At 40.0% G+C, this 12,982-nt stretch carries 17 protein-coding genes; 8 read left to right on the top strand and 9 right to left on the bottom strand.

Annotation, left to right across the window (positions count from 1 at the left end):
- Nucleotides 1-231 precede the first annotated feature (231 nt).
- Genes HT721_RS06020 through HT721_RS06005 form a run of 4 tightly spaced genes read right to left on the bottom strand, consistent with a single transcriptional unit; the run spans nt 232 to nt 3,378 of the window.
- A complete protein-coding gene (locus HT721_RS06020; protein WP_049513598.1) occupies nt 232-861 on the bottom strand; it encodes a bifunctional 4-hydroxy-2-oxoglutarate aldolase/2-dehydro-3-deoxy-phosphogluconate aldolase in 630 nt (209 codons plus the stop codon).
- A 9-nt stretch (nt 862-870) separates the two neighbouring features.
- Complete coding sequence (locus tag HT721_RS06015; protein ID WP_173229309.1) at nt 871-1,872, bottom strand: sugar kinase; 1,002 nt, start codon at nt 1,870-1,872, stop codon at nt 871-873.
- A 30-nt stretch (nt 1,873-1,902) separates the two neighbouring features.
- Nucleotides 1,903-2,544, bottom strand: coding sequence for an RpiB/LacA/LacB family sugar-phosphate isomerase (locus tag HT721_RS06010; RefSeq protein ID WP_000684789.1), 642 nt, complete (start codon nt 2,542-2,544; stop codon nt 1,903-1,905).
- Between the two features lie 18 nt (nt 2,545-2,562).
- On the bottom strand, nt 2,563-3,378 hold the full coding sequence (locus HT721_RS06005) for a gluconate 5-dehydrogenase (protein WP_000185873.1): 816 nt from the start codon (nt 3,376-3,378) through the stop codon (nt 2,563-2,565).
- Between the two features lie 270 nt (nt 3,379-3,648).
- On the opposite strand from HT721_RS06005, the gene HT721_RS06000 reads away from it, so the two are divergent.
- Genes HT721_RS06000 through HT721_RS05965 form a run of 8 tightly spaced genes read left to right on the top strand, consistent with a single transcriptional unit; the run spans nt 3,649 to nt 10,663 of the window.
- A complete protein-coding gene (locus HT721_RS06000) occupies nt 3,649-4,083 on the top strand; it encodes a PTS sugar transporter subunit IIA (RefSeq protein WP_055348020.1) in 435 nt (144 codons plus the stop codon).
- Between the two features lie 11 nt (nt 4,084-4,094).
- Nucleotides 4,095-5,285, top strand: coding sequence for a glycoside hydrolase family 88 protein (locus HT721_RS05995; protein ID WP_173229307.1), 1,191 nt, complete (start codon nt 4,095-4,097; stop codon nt 5,283-5,285).
- Nucleotides 5,286-5,295: 10 nt separating this feature from the next.
- Entirely contained in the window at nt 5,296-5,787 is a 492-nt protein-coding gene (locus tag HT721_RS05990) for a PTS system mannose/fructose/N-acetylgalactosamine-transporter subunit IIB (RefSeq protein ID WP_173213409.1), read from the top strand.
- Nucleotides 5,788-5,801: 14 nt separating this feature from the next.
- A complete protein-coding gene (locus HT721_RS05985; RefSeq protein ID WP_000026611.1) occupies nt 5,802-6,581 on the top strand; it encodes a PTS mannose/fructose/sorbose/N-acetylgalactosamine transporter subunit IIC in 780 nt (259 codons plus the stop codon).
- Nucleotides 6,568-7,386 carry a PTS system mannose/fructose/sorbose family transporter subunit IID gene (locus HT721_RS05980; RefSeq protein ID WP_000148015.1) on the top strand — a complete coding sequence of 273 codons (819 nt, stop codon included), beginning with the start codon at nt 6,568-6,570 and terminating at the stop codon, nt 7,384-7,386. The genes HT721_RS05985 and HT721_RS05980 overlap by 14 nt, the downstream gene beginning before the upstream one ends.
- Entirely contained in the window at nt 7,386-7,679 is a 294-nt protein-coding gene (yajC, locus tag HT721_RS05975) for a preprotein translocase subunit YajC (RefSeq protein ID WP_000381733.1), read from the top strand. The genes HT721_RS05980 and yajC overlap by 1 nt, the downstream gene beginning before the upstream one ends.
- Before the next feature lie 21 nt (nt 7,680-7,700).
- Nucleotides 7,701-9,602, top strand: coding sequence for an alginate lyase family protein (locus HT721_RS05970; protein ID WP_173229305.1), 1,902 nt, complete (start codon nt 7,701-7,703; stop codon nt 9,600-9,602).
- 59 nt (nt 9,603-9,661) lie between these two features.
- Nucleotides 9,662-10,663: a LacI family DNA-binding transcriptional regulator gene (locus HT721_RS05965; protein WP_000412459.1), complete on the top strand. Its 1,002-nt coding sequence runs from the start codon at nt 9,662-9,664 to the stop codon at nt 10,661-10,663.
- A gap of 270 nt (nt 10,664-10,933) precedes the next feature.
- Here HT721_RS05965 and HT721_RS05960 read toward each other — a convergent pair whose 3' ends face one another.
- Genes HT721_RS05960 through HT721_RS05940 form a run of 5 tightly spaced genes read right to left on the bottom strand, consistent with a single transcriptional unit; the run spans nt 10,934 to nt 12,870 of the window.
- On the bottom strand, nt 10,934-11,512 hold the full coding sequence (locus HT721_RS05960; protein WP_173229303.1) for a DUF3278 domain-containing protein: 579 nt from the start codon (nt 11,510-11,512) through the stop codon (nt 10,934-10,936).
- Between the two features lie 12 nt (nt 11,513-11,524).
- Nucleotides 11,525-11,866: a hypothetical protein gene (locus HT721_RS05955; RefSeq protein ID WP_173229301.1), complete on the bottom strand. Its 342-nt coding sequence runs from the start codon at nt 11,864-11,866 to the stop codon at nt 11,525-11,527.
- A gap of 10 nt (nt 11,867-11,876) precedes the next feature.
- On the bottom strand, nt 11,877-12,107 hold the full coding sequence (locus HT721_RS05950; protein WP_088814955.1) for a hypothetical protein: 231 nt from the start codon (nt 12,105-12,107) through the stop codon (nt 11,877-11,879).
- A 10-nt stretch (nt 12,108-12,117) separates the two neighbouring features.
- Nucleotides 12,118-12,660, bottom strand: a complete 543-nt coding sequence (locus tag HT721_RS05945; RefSeq protein WP_173213414.1) for a DUF3278 domain-containing protein — start codon at nt 12,658-12,660, stop codon at nt 12,118-12,120.
- 15 nt (nt 12,661-12,675) lie between these two features.
- Nucleotides 12,676-12,870, bottom strand: coding sequence for a helix-turn-helix transcriptional regulator (locus HT721_RS05940; RefSeq protein WP_001082472.1), 195 nt, complete (start codon nt 12,868-12,870; stop codon nt 12,676-12,678).
- Between the last annotated feature and the right edge of the window lie 112 nt (nt 12,871-12,982).

Here is a 12,982-nt window from a genome sequence, read left to right as displayed (position 1 = left end):
CTGTGGAAAATAGAAAAAATCCGAAGAAAGTCAAACATCTTCGGATTTTTCTTTTAAAAAGAGTTTGGAACAAAAAGATTTTGATTTTAGAAATTCTTTATTATAAATTTTAAAAATCGATAGATTAGACAAAAAAGCGAACAATACAGAATTCTGAGTGTCAGATAACTCGTTTTGTTCGCTTTTTATATTTAAGGTTAGACTTTTGTCCCAGACTATTTTCACTTCATTTTATCTGAGTGTAACATACTGTTGGGCAATCTCGCTAATGCGGTCAAAGTCGCCTTGGGAAGCGAGTTTATTGAGTTCGCCACCAATTCCAACGGCGTCTGCACCAGCAGCGAACCATTGAGGAATGTTGTTTAGGCCGACTCCTCCGGTTACCATTACGGAAACTTGTGGGATCGGTGCCTTGACTGCAGAGATATATGCTGGACTGAGAGCACTACCTGGGAAGAGTTTAATGATTTCACTACCGGCTTCAAGTGCAGTCGTTATCTCTGTGAGAGTAATACAGCCTGGAATGTACGGAGTGCTATAGAGATTGCACATTTTTGCAGTTTCAGCATGGAAAGATGGAGAAACAACGTAATTTGCTCCGGCTAGAATAGCATCTCTAGCAGTTACGGCATCAATCACAGTACCTGCACCGATACAAACACTTTGATCGTCCTGATACAAGTCTACAAGTTCCTTGATGATTTGCCCTGCATACTGATTGGTATAGGCGATTTCAATAGCTTTGATACCTCCCTTGATACAAGCAATCGAGGCTTGCAGTCCTTCTTCCTTTGTATTTCCTCGAATAACAGCGACAATTTTTTGTTTTTTTAGTTCAATAATCGTATCTGATTTGGTCATGTAATTCTCCTAACGAATGATATCTTGTGCATTTGCCAGTAATTTTTCAATACTAGTTTCGGAAGTGGAGAGATGGTCTCCTGGAAGAGTACATTTGAGAGTTGCGCTCGCAACTGCAAAGTCAATGGTAGTTTTTAAGGAGGAATGATGGAGTAGTTGATAAAAGGCACCAGATATAAAGGCATCCCCGCTACCAACTCGTTGATAGACTGCAGTTTTTAGTTGGACAGACTCTTCAAATCGTTCTCCCAGAGCATAGGCCTGATAGACATTTTTGTCTTGTTCATCACTAGAGCGGAGGGTATGGAAAATGGCCTTGAAACCATAGGCTTCTTTTAATTGTCGCATGCGATTTTCCACCTCTTTTAGGCTGGCTCTGTCTCTTGGGAACATCTCTAGATTTTGGTCATCAATCATGAGAGGATCAATACCAAAGCAATAGTCAGCGAAACGTGCAAACTTAGAAAATTCATACTTGGCTTCTAGGATTGAAATCATCTTTGTCCTCAGATTGAGGTCCATTGAAACGATAATCCCTCGGCGCTTGGCTTCTTCCAAGAGTAGGAGAAGGAGGGTACGAACCTCTTGACCGATAGCTACAGTGATTCCACTAAAATGAAAATGGCTAATCCCCTGAAAGAGAGAACCCATATCTAGCATGTTTGGCCGAATCTGGCTGATACTCGTATGCTTACGATCGTAGAAAACTTCACTTTGACGACAACCAAAGCCGTTCTCCAAAAAGTAGAGGCCGATTCGATCGCCAAGCCGACAGATTGAACTGGTATCGATTTGGTGCTGTTTCAAGAATGTGAGAAAACGATCTCCAATCTCGTTGGCAGGGAGTGCGGTAAAGACTTTCGTTGAGATACCCAGGGCTTGCAAATTACAAGCGATGTTAATTTCTGATCCGCCAAAATAAGTCGAACTGGCAACATGATCGCCGATACTGGTGGCATCTAATGGTGAGATTCGAATTAATGGTTCGCCAAACAGTAATATTTTCGTCATCCATTAGTTCCTTTCTGGTTTAGAATAGCTTTACTTGGCTAATACTTCTTTCAAATAAGCAGCGACTTCATCATCTTGGCAGTTTTCAAAGAAGTATTCTTGGAAGTATTTGCCAGAGATGGTGTCTTTGAGGAAGTCTTGGTCGATTGTTTTAAGGATGGTCATCAAATCATTGTAGGTGATTTGTTTTACCTCGTTTAAGATACGAGCGTTGCGTTGTTCAGGGATTACACGTTCTCTTGGGTAGCCACCGCCCATTTCTTCAGCAAATAAGCGTTCAAACATCAATTTGAGGGTCAGTTCTGCCCCCCAGCCAAATCCTTTGGCATAAGGGATAGACAAGGCGTTACCACCATTGATTTGAGAATAAAGGTAAGCGTCAGTTGGGTCCACTGCTAGACCACAGACAACACCAGGGAAGCTGTTTAAAGCAAGCATAGCTCCTACACCCGTACCACAGCCGGTAACAACAAAGTCGACTGCTTTTGTATTTAAAAGGATGGCAGCCATTAGGCCGTTTTGTACGTATGTTAATGGGTTTTCACCTTCTTCTCCACGCATACCATAGTTAAATAATTGGTAGCCTTTTTTATTTGTCGCTTCTTTTAGACTATCATAAATAATGTGATTCTTACTAGCTTGACTATTTTCATTGATTAATGCGATTTTCATAAGATCCTCTTTCTATTTTTACTCAGGTTGTTTTCCGATGTAGGCTAAGATACCGCCATCTACATATAGGATGTGGCCATTGACAAAGTCGCTAGCGTCACTAGCGAGAAAGACAGCAGGGCCCATTAAATCTTCAGGATTTCCCCAACGTGCAGCAGGTGTTTTTGCAATGATGAACTGGTCAAATGGGTGGCGAGAACCATCTTCTTGCAACTCACGAAGAGGTGCTGTTTGAGGAGTGGCAATATAACCCGGCCCGATTCCGTTACATTGGATATTGGCTCCACCGTATTCAGACGCAATGTTGCGGGTCAACATTTTCAAGCCGCCTTTAGCGGCAGCATAAGCGCTAACCGTTTCACGTCCCAGTTCGCTCATCATCGAGCAAATATTGATAATCTTTCCATGCCCTTTCTTTATCATAGAAGGAATGACTGCTTTTGAAACGATAAATGGTGCGTTTAAGTCAATATCGATGACCTTACGGAAATCAGCGGCGCTCATTTCGCACATTGGAACGCGGCGGATAATACCAGCGTTATTAACAAGGATGTCAATGACACCAACCTCTTGTTCGATTTGCTTGACCATGGCTTGGATACCGTCCTCGTCTGTCACGTCACAGACATACCCATGGGCTTCGATGCCAACTTCACGATAAGCTTCAATCCCTTTATTGACCAGGTCTTGATTGATATCGTTAAAGACAATAGTAGCGCCGGCCTCAGCGTAGGATTTGGCAATAGCAAATCCAATTCCATAAGAAGCGCCGGTGATGAGAGCAATTTTTCCTTTTAAAGAAAACTGCTCAATTGAGAATGATGTATTTGTCATTTGATACTTCCTTTCAAATTTGTTAAGACTTCTCTATAATCAAATTATATTCTAGTAAACCGGTTTTGTCAATAATTAAATATTTTTATTTCTGAAAATCTTTGTTTTCCTAAAAAAACGGAAGATTTTGAAGTTTCTGTCTATTGTAATGGTTAAATAAGCAATGAAAGCGCTAATATTTTTTTGAAAAAACTATTGACAAGATAAAAATAAAGGTCTACAATGTAAAATATAGAGTAAACCGGTAAACTCAAAAATAAAGGAGAAAAGATGAAAATTGTACTTGTAGGGCATGGACATTTTGCCACAGGGATTTATAGTTCTTTACAATTGATTGCAGGCAATCAAGAAAATGTGGAGGCGATTGACTTTGTGGAAGGAATGTCAGCAGATGAACTCAAGCAAAAAATCTTACTTGCAATTTCAAATGAAGAAGAAGTTTTAATCCTAAGTGATCTCTTGGGAGGATCGCCATTCAAGGTTTCTTCTACCATAATGGGAGAAAATCCAGCCAAAACAATGAATGTTCTCTCGGGTTTGAACTTAGCCATGTTAATGGAAGCAGTCTTTGCTAGAATGTCTCATAGCTTTGATGAGGTTGTTAATAAATCAGTAGTGGCGGCCCAGGGCGGAGTCGTAAATGGTAAAGAATTGTTTTCAGCGGATGCAGAGGAAGAGGAAGAAGATTTCGAATCGGGTATTTAAAGGGTAAAAGAATGATAAAAAAGGTTACGATTGAAGAAATAAAATCGCCTGAGCGCTTCTTAGAAGTACCACTTCTGACGAAAGAAGAAGTCGGCCAGGCAATCGATAAGGTTATTCGGCAGTTAGAACTCAACCTTGACTATTTCAAGGAAGATTTCCCGGCGCCAGCTACCTTTGATAATGTCTATCCAATCATGGATAATACGGAATGGACCAATGGTTTCTGGACAGGAGAACTGTGGTTGGCTTATGAATACAGTCAACAGGATGAATTTAAAAACATCGCTCATAAAAATGTTCTTTCTTTCCTGGATCGTGTCAATAAGAGAGTAGAATTGGATCACCATGATCTCGGCTTCTTGTACACACCGTCTTGTATGGCTGAATATAAGATAAATGGAGATGGAGAGGCCAGAGAGGCAGCCTTGAAAGCTGCAGATAAGTTGATTGAACGCTATCAAGAAAAAGGTGGTTTTATTCAAGCTTGGGGAGACTTGGGCAAGAAAGAGCATTACCGTTTGATTATCGACTGCTTGCTCAACATCCAACTCTTATTCTTTGCTTATCAAGAAACAGGCGATCAAAAATACTACGATATTGCAGAAAGCCATTTCTATGTTTCAGCTAATAATGTAATCCGTGATGACGCTTCGTCCTTCCACACCTTCTACTTTGATCCTGAGACAGGTCAACCCCTTAAAGGTGTAACGAGACAAGGGTATAGTGATGATTCATGCTGGGCACGTGGTCAATCATGGGGAGTCTATGGTATTCCTTTGACTTATCGTCACCTGAAAGACGAGTCCTGCTTTGACTTGTTTAAGGGTGTAACCAATTATTTCTTGAATCGTCTGCCAAAAGATCATGTTTCTTATTGGGATTTGATTTTTAATGATGGTAGTGATCAATCACGAGATTCTTCAGCAACAGCTATCGCTGTCTGTGGGATTCATGAAATGCTAAAACATCTCCCAGAGGTGGATGCTGACAAAGATATTTATAAACATGCTATGCATGCCATGCTTCGTTCTTTGATCGAACATTATGCAAATGATCAATTTACCCCTGGTGGGACAAGTCTCCTCCACGGTGTGTACTCATGGCATTCAGGTAAAGGAGTGGACGAAGGCAATATCTGGGGTGACTACTATTACCTAGAAGCCCTTATCCGTTTCTACAAAGACTGGAACCTATATTGGTAGGAGGAGAAATATGACAATGCCAAATATTATTATGACCCGTATCGATGAACGGTTGATTCATGGGCAAGGACAACTTTGGGTAAAATACCTAGGTTGTAATACGGTCATTGTTGCCAATGATGAAGTAAGCACGGACAAGATGCAACAAACTCTGATGAAAACAGTTGTACCAGACTCAGTTGCCATGCGTTTCTTCCCTTTGCAAAAGGTGATTGATATCATTCACAAGGCTAATCCTGCTCAAACGATCTTTATCGTTGTAAAGGATGTAAAGGACGCTTTAACCTTGGTAGAAGGTGGTGTCCCTATCAAAGAAATCAATATTGGGAACATTCACAATGCCCCTGGTAAAGAGCAAGTGACACGCTCTATCTTCCTGGGTGGAGAGGACAAGGCAGCTCTCAAGGAATTGAACCAAGCTTATCAAGTAACATTTAATACGAAAACAACTCCAACAGGAAATGATGGAGCTGTTGAAGTCAACATTATGGACTATATTTAAAAGAGGAGATCGTTATGTCGATTAATGTATTTCAAGCGATTTTAATTGGATTATGGACAGCTTTCTGTTTTAGTGGAATGCTGTTAGGAATTTACACCAATAGATGCATTGTTCTGTCATTTGGTGTCGGAATTATTCTAGGTGATTTGCCTACTGCTCTTGCAATGGGAGCTATTGGTGAATTGGCTTATATGGGATTCGGTGTCGGTGCTGGAGGTACTGTTCCACCAAACCCAATCGGACCTGGTATCTTTGGTACCTTGATGGCTATCACTAGTGCTGGTAAAGTCAGTCCAGAAGCGGCTCTTGCCCTCTCTACTCCGATTGCTGTGGCGATTCAATTCTTACAAACTTTCGCCTACACTGTACGTGCTGGTGCGCCTGAAACGGCGATGAAGCACTTGAAAAACCATAATTTGAAGAAATTCAAGTTCACTCTAAATGCAACAATTTGGTTGTTTGCCTTTATTGGATTTACCTTGGGTTGCTTGGGTGCCCTTTCAATGGATACCTTGTTGAAACTCGTAGACTACATTCCACCAGTATTGCTTACAGGTTTGACAGTTGCTGGTAAAATGCTCCCAGCTATCGGTTTTGCGATGATCTTGTCAGTGATGGCTAAGAAAGAGTTGATTCCCTTTGTCTTGTTGGGATATGTTTGTGCAGCTTATCTAAACATCCCAACAATTGGTATTGCAATTGTAGGTACTATCTTTGCTTTGATTGAATTTTATAACAAGCCAAAAACAGCGAATCATGTGGTAGAGGAGGAAGCACACGATGACTGGATCTAACAAATTAACAAAACGTGATTATCTTAAAACGTCTTTGCGGGCATTCTTTTGTCAAAATGGATTTAACTATAGTAACTATCAAGGGTTGGGATATGCCAATGTGATGTATCCTGCTTTGAAAAAACACTATGGAGAGGATCAGGAAGGTTTCTACCAAGCCTTGGAAGAAAACTGTGAATTCTATAATACCAACCCACACTTCCTGCCTTTTATTACCAGTTTGCACCTTGTAATGTTGGAAAATGGCCGTCCGGCAAAAGAGACACGTAGCATCAAGATGGCCTTGATGGGGCCATTGGCAGGTATTGGGGATTCTCTCTCACAATTTTGTTTAGCTCCATTGTTCTCAACCATCGCAGCTTCTTTTGCTCAAGAAGGCCTGGTTGTCGGTCCAATCTTGTTCTTCCTAGCGATGAATACGATTTTGACAGCGATTAAATTGTCAACTGGTCTCTATGGATACAAACTAGGAACGACTGTGATTGATAAACTAAGTGAACAGATGGCAACGATTTCTCGTATTGCTAATATTATCGGTGTAACCGTAATTGCTGGTTTGGCAGCGACATCTGTGAAGATTATGGTGCCAATCACCTTTGCTGCAGGGGAAGTTAAAGCAGATACCAAACAAAGTATCGTAAGTATTCAGGGAATGCTTGATAAGGTTGCTCCAGCTCTTCTACCAGCCCTATTTACACTTTTAGTTTACTACTTGATCAAAGAAAAGAAATGGACAACATATAAACTCGTTATTTTAACAGTTATCATCGGAATTATCGGAAGCTGGCTTAAGATTCTAGCTTAATGGATACAACATTGTTTTATGGAATAGTGATTGTCTTGGCAGTGAGCCCCCTTTTACTGTCAAGCTTTCATTCTATTCGTCAGCAAAAGTTGCTTCGCAAACAGATGGAGCAACGAAAAGAGTATTTAGCTTCTTTAACATCTGGTGATGAAGTGTTGTTATTGTCTGGAATTCATGGAAAAATCATTTCTATCAAAGATGACTTGGTCTCCTTGCAGATTGCAAAAGGTGTGGTCATCTATGTAGAAAAGGAAAGTGTAATGGGAAAGACAAAAGAACTGCTTTTTAAGTAGTTCTTTTTCTGGTAATAGATAATGAAAGAAGAAAGAAGACAATTTTTTGAAAGAATTGATGGGGATCAATATCGTGATTATATCTTGTCCCACTGTTCACAAGACTATGAGAAAGTCAAGCGTTCCCTTGAACGCTTGATGGACAATCGTTTTATGTTTGATAGTCCTTGGGATATGGAACCTTGTTCAAAAATCCATCAAATCCAGCCGATGGTGTGGAATCAAGTATTTGAAGATGATCCAGAATGGGCTTATATGCTCAATCGACAAGAATATCTCTTGCAGTTTATGATAGGGTACCTGGTAGAAGGAGATAAGGGCTATATCCAAAAGTGCAAGTTCTTTCTATTTGACTGGATTGAGCAGGTGAGAGAATTTCGTCCTCAATCTTTGATGACTAGAACCTTGGATACGGGTATTCGTTCCTTTACTTGGTTGAAACTACTCTTGCTCCTCTTGAAATTTGACTTGCTAGAGGAGGAAGAACTAGAGAAAATTTTGGTCAGTCTAGAAAAGCAGATTGACTTTATGAAAAGCCATTATCGCGCCAAGTACACCCTTAGTAACTGGGGGATTTTACAAACGATTCCGATACTTGCAACCTATCATTTCTTTTCAGATAAGATGGACCTAGAAGAAGCTTACCATTTTGCTTCAAAGGAGTTGAAACAGCAGATCGAGACGCAGATTTTAGAGGATGGAAGTCAGTTTGAACAGTCGATTCTCTATCATGTAGAGGTTTATAAAGCCTTGCTGGACTTGTGCCTCTTGCTTCCGGACTTGCAAGATAGCTTTCAAGAGCTGCTGGAAAAGATGGCGACTTACATTCAAATGATGACAGGTCTAGATGGACGGACCTTGGCTTTTGGTGATAGCGATTCTACAGAAACGACAGAGATTTTGAGCCTGTCTGCTATGGTTTTGAACAAGGAAGACCTTCTTAACGGTCTGGATGTTAAAGTCGATTTACTTAGCCTCCTGTTCCTGGGGCGAGAAAAGGTCAAGCGACTGCAGGAATTTGAAAAGAGAGCTTGGCAGCCTAAGTTCAGGAGCTTTGAAGATTCTGGGCATGTCTGCATTAAGGATGAACATCGTTATCTATTTTTTAAAAACGGTCCGCTGGGAAGTGCCCATAGCCATAGTGACGAGAATAGTTTTTGCTTACAGTATCAAGGCCAACCGATTTTCATAGATGCTGGGCGTTATTCTTATCGGGAGGTAGATGAACGTTATCTCTTAAAGAGTGCTTGGAGTCATTCGACCTGTATGGTAGATGGGAAAGCTCCAGAAAGGATCGCGGGATCCTGGGAATATGAATACTATCCTCACTCCCTGTTCTGTCACCACAAAGAAAGAGAGGGAGTGCATTATATTGAGGGGGCTTATTTGTCAGCAGAACCTGATTTGCCTTATCTTCACAGGAGAAAAATACTCATGTTGGCAGAGGATGTATGGCTCTTGGTAGATGATATCAGGTGTCAAGGTCAGCATGAGGCGTTGACTCAGTTTATCCTTGACAAGGATGTGACCTATCAAGATGGGAAAATCAATCAGTTGAAACTATGGAGTGAAGTTGATTTTGATTTGGAAGCTACGATCATTTCTCCTAAATACAACGAGCTTGAAAAAAGTAGCAAACTCACCAAACACCAATTCTTTGAGAATCAGATGCTGGATTATACAATCATTGCGCATGAGAGTTTTGAAATCATCCGTCATTCTGTCTACCAGACAGATGGTCATCAAGTAGAAAATGCTCTGGCTTTTGAAGTGAAAAATGACGAAACAGACAAGCTGATTCTGTTATTAAGCGAGGATATTTGTGTAGGTGAAAAATTATGCCTCGTTGACGGAACAAAAATGCGTGGAAAATGTCTAGTATATGATAAAATAAATGAGAGAATGATTCGCTTGCAGTGCTAGAAATAGACGTTTTAAATAGTGAGTATGTTATAATGGGTATTAGTAGGAGGTGTTTTAGATTGGAGAAGAAACTGACCATAAAAGATATTGCAGAAATGGCTCAGACCTCGAAAACAACCGTGTCATTTTACCTAAACGGGAAATATGAAAAAATGTCCCAAGAGACACGTGAAAAGATTAAAAAAGTTATTCATGAAACAAATTACAAACCGAGCATTGTTGCGCGTAGCTTAAACTCCAAACGAACAAAATTAATTGGTGTTTTGATTGGTGATATTACCAACAGTTTCTCAACCCAAATTGTTAAGGGAATTGAGGATATCGCCAGCCAGAATGGCTACCAGGTAATGATAGGAAATAGTAACTACAGCCAAGAGAGTGAGGACAGGTATATTGAAAGCATGCTTCTCTTGGGAGTAGACGGCTTTATTATTCAGCCTACCTCTAATTTCCGAAAATATTCTCGTATCATCGATGAGAAAAAGAAGAAAATGGTCTTTTTTGATAGTCGGCTCTATGAACACCGGACTAGCTGGGTCAAAACCAATAACTATGATGCCGTTTATGATATGACCCAGTCCTGTATCGAAAAAGGTTATGAGCATTTTCTCTTGATTACAGCGGATACGAGTCGTTTGAGTACTCGGATTGAGCGGGCAAGTGGTTTTGTGGATGCTTTAACAGATGCTAATATGCGCCACGCTAGGCTAACCATTGAAGATAAGCATACGAATTTGGAACAAATTAAGGAATTTTTACAAAAAGAAATCAATCCCGATGAAAAAACTCTGGTATTTGTCCCTAACTGTTGGGCCCTACCTCCAGTCTTTACCGTTATCAAAGAGTTGAATTATAACTTGCCACAAGTTGGGTTGATTGGTTTTGACAATACGGAGTGGACTTGCTTTTCTTCTCCAAGTGTTTCGACGTTGGTTCAGCCCGCCTTTGAAGAAGGACAACAGGCTACAAAGATTTTGATTGACCAGATTGAAGGCCTCAATCAAGAAGAAAGGCAACAAGTCTTGGATTGTAGTGTGAGTTGGAAAGAGTCGACTTTCTAAGATGAAAGGGAAATAACTGGCAACCTCTGTTAAGAAATAAAATAATCCCATCTAGCATGAGCTGGATGGGATTATTTGTCTATAAAATGAGAAATTATGGGAGTAATCTCCTAAATCAACTGTTTTTGATTTACTTCTTTAACTACTTGATAAAAGTTATAGAAGTAGACCAAACTTGAGATGATGGTTACGACTAGGAATATTGGAAATTTCCATTGGATGGAGTTTCTTGATTGTCTTGGTTCAAGACTGAAAAATCGTATAGTGAAGTCATTGCTTGCTTTTCTCCTTCTGTTTGGTATTTTTAGGAGTTTTCTCCTCCTGTAATGATAGAAATCCGTAGGTCAGAGTTCCAAAAATGCTACCGATAATCAGACCATACATTAGGAAAGGACCACTTTTATCGAATTGCATGAGCAACTTTCCAAAATCTGAAAGGGACATCTGCTGAACGAAGACTTTATGAAAGATGAGTAGGGTAAAGAGGCCAATCTGAAGACCGATAAACACAACCCAGCTTCGAAATTTGATTTGGGCTTTGCTGTAGGTTTTGAGGATGATTTCTGACTTGTCATCTTTTTCCAGATGGAGTTCTTTGACGACTCTTTGAGTTTTTAAGGTAATGAAAAAGATGAGTCCAGAGTATACGTAGGGCATGGCATAGCGAACAGTCTCTATGAAGCGTCCAAATAACAGATAAAACAAGAAGAGAAAGAAGGAAGAATAAACGATTTGAACCATAGAACGGGCACAAGCCTTGTAGATAATTTCTTGCCGGCATTCATCAAAAGGGCCTTGAATGTGAAAGAGATTTCGAAGTAGGCGAGTGGTGAAGTCTTCTTTTTTCATGCTAGTAACCTCCTAAATGAGTGGTTTTTGATTGACTTCTTTAACGAGTTGATAGAGATAATAAAGATAAGTGATGGAAGAAAGGCTAGCGATAGTCAGCAGTAAATAATAATTCCAATTGCCTGAGACGAGCATCAGTTGTGGAAAAGATAGAATCATAAAGTATAGTGCTAAGTTAAGTGTGCGCGTTTTTGGGGAGTCAATCTTTAGATAAGTTAGTCCTTTATTAAGCCCTGGAAAAAAGACTAGCACGAGGAATATCTCTCTGATTGGCAAGTCCCCTGAAATGATGATGAAGATGAGCAGAGAACTGAACAAAAGATGATAGGTAAGTAAAGTTACTAGTGATTTCATAAGGCACCTCCTAATCCTGGTCTTTTTTAGCTCTTGCAATACGAAGTGAGTCGACAATATGTATCATCACTCCGAAAAAGAAAGCTCCCAGTATAGTTTTAAAAATATGTTTTGTATTTAGAAGAGAACTGATAAAATTTGGATTTTCACTTGTTAGTGGAATTATAAAAAATATCACTGTTCCATAAATCGAACCTGCTTTCATACCAGGATAACGTAACTGTTTCTTTTCTTTTTTCATTAGTTGGCTCCTAATCCTCATCTTGCTCTTTCTTAGTTTTTGCAATGCGACGGGAGATGATAATTTGTATAACCACTCCGAAGAAGAAAGACTGGAGAATACTTGAAAAAATATTTTCAAAAGCGAGAAGTGACTGAAGATAATCCTGACTCTCACCTAGCAGTATATGGAGAAGAGGGGTTGAAAAAAAACTCATTAATCCATAGAGTAGACCTGCTTTCATACCAGGGTAGTGTAGTTGCTTACTTTCTTTCTCGCTCAGCATATCTGGATCAATAGCTGTAATCCCTGTTTTTTTGGTTTGGGAGAGCACATAGAGAGCAGAAATCATCGAAATGCCGAATACCACAAGAGGATAGCCGATAGCGACAATTTGTGGGTATTTATAAGCGAGGACGACGGGGATGAGATTTCCAAATGTCATCAGATAAAAGAGGATGATAAAGACTTGATTACCAATACGATCAGCCTCGCGTCGTTTGTGTTCGTCAAGTGGTCCTGAAATGCCATAAATGCGTTTGATCAGTTTTTCAGTGAAGGTTTCTTTTTTCATGAGTTTGCTCCTTTTTTAAAAATCTTCCTCCCAAAAGAGACTGTTGAGGTCAGTTTGGAGGCTGCGGGCGAGATTGAGACAGAGTTCCAGGGTTGGATTGTACTTGTCATTCTCAATCATATTGATGGTTTGTCTCGAGACACCGATATCCTTGGCGAGTTCGAGCTGGGAAATGCCCAGTTCCTTGCGAAATTCTTTCACACGATTCATCTGTTCTCCTTTCTGATTTATGTCGTATATATTTGACTATATTATAGTCTTTTAAACATAAAGTGTCAAGTATTTTTGACATATTTTTTGAAGAGGTAAATTCCCAAACTAA

Origin of the sequence: Streptococcus sp. 4094 (genome assembly GCF_013277125.1) — a bacterium.
GTDB lineage: Bacteria > Bacillota > Bacilli > Lactobacillales > Streptococcaceae > Streptococcus.
The sequence above is the reverse complement of the archived record's forward strand: the minus strand, read 5'-3'. Positions and strand labels throughout refer to the sequence as shown.